Here is a 1344-nt window from a genome sequence, read left to right on the forward strand (position 1 = left end):
TTTTTTTTCTGGTATTCATGTCTGCCTTTCAGTTGTTTGTGTTCCTGGTAAATCGCATCACGTTGTGCCTCCCAAGCTTTTTTTCCAAACAGTAAGGGTTTGTTCTGGGTTAATTCATTATGTTGATCGACTAGGCTTTGCAATTTGTCATGACTTTGCTTGAGTCCGCTTTTCACGATGTCTTGGGCGAGCTGCTGACTAAACTCGTTTTTATGCTTTTGCATCTTGCCTAGGGTGTTTTCTGCCTTTTTAAAAACATCCTGCATAAAATCCAGGTCTAGATTCGCCTCTTTTGCGCTGATTTCGCGTTTTAGCACTTTGCCAAGGGTTTCCCTCTGTTTTTCCTCAAACAGGGCTTTTTCGTCAATTGGTGGCGTTTTAGCGCTATTTTTGATTTGGATCTGCTGTTCAGTTTTCAGTGTGCTGAGTTTGATCTCATTTTCAGCAATCAGCAGATCCATATTTTTGCCGTATTGCAGCTGAGCCTGATTTCTCTGTTTGATTTCATCATTGCTGCGGCTGATTTCGGTCTCAATCCCTTTTCGGCGTAGTTCGGTGACTTTCGGTCCTTCGTGCAGGGTGGCTTCCAGGCCATTCTCCTGGTCTTTGTAGCTGCGATGGTCGACTCGGGCGGTGTATCCGGCTAGATCCAGGTGCATATTGCAGATATCGGCAAAGTGTTCGCGCCAGTGTTCAATTTCTCCACTGTGTTTCTGATCCAGTTCTCGGGTTTTCTCGGTAAAACCTTCCGGAGTGAGCTTACGTGTGCTCATCAGGATATGGGCGTGATAATTGCGTTCATCACTGCCGGATCCGGTATGCGGTGCATGGATACAGGCATCGACGGCCACCTGATGTCTGTCCACGATACTGGCGCATAGTTCTTCGAGCATGGCCAGGCGTTGTTCCTGATTTAATTCACTTGGAAAAGCGATTTCAAATTCCCGGGCAACTGTCGAGTTTTTTCGTGTTTCTCGCTGTTCTACTTCATTCCAGAGTCTTTCCCGGTTTTTTAAATGCTCTGGTGCGTCTTTGGGTAAATAAATCTCTTTATATTCCACGCCAGTTTTTCGGCTGTAGTCATGTTCTCGGCCTTCACGTTCGCAATAAATCTTTTCACCGGCCCGATAGGCGATTGCAGCAGTCGCGGAACGCCCTGCTGATCGTGCTACGGTTTTGACTGAAAAGTGGTAAATCGCCATGCCTTTTTTTCGCTTTTAAATTTTCACGTAGTGAAATACAACCGTGGATACGGTTGTCGGGGTATTGGGGTTTCCCCAATCGGACTTGCAAACGAAGTTTGCATAAGTGCGCTCTTCGAGGAAAACATTACTATACATATAG

Annotated in this window: 1 protein-coding gene; it reads right to left on the reverse strand. The window is 45.8% G+C overall.

The genetic code is table 11. From position 1 onward, the window contains the following. On the reverse strand, positions 1-1202 hold a 1202-nt coding region (gene mobQ, locus N518_RS0115310), incomplete at its 3' end, for a MobQ family relaxase (protein WP_026444495.1). Positions 1203-1344 lie beyond the last annotated feature (142 nt).

It is taken from the genome of Acinetobacter sp. UNC436CL71CviS28 (assembly GCF_000620525.1).
GTDB lineage: Bacteria > Pseudomonadota > Gammaproteobacteria > Pseudomonadales > Moraxellaceae > Acinetobacter > Acinetobacter radioresistens.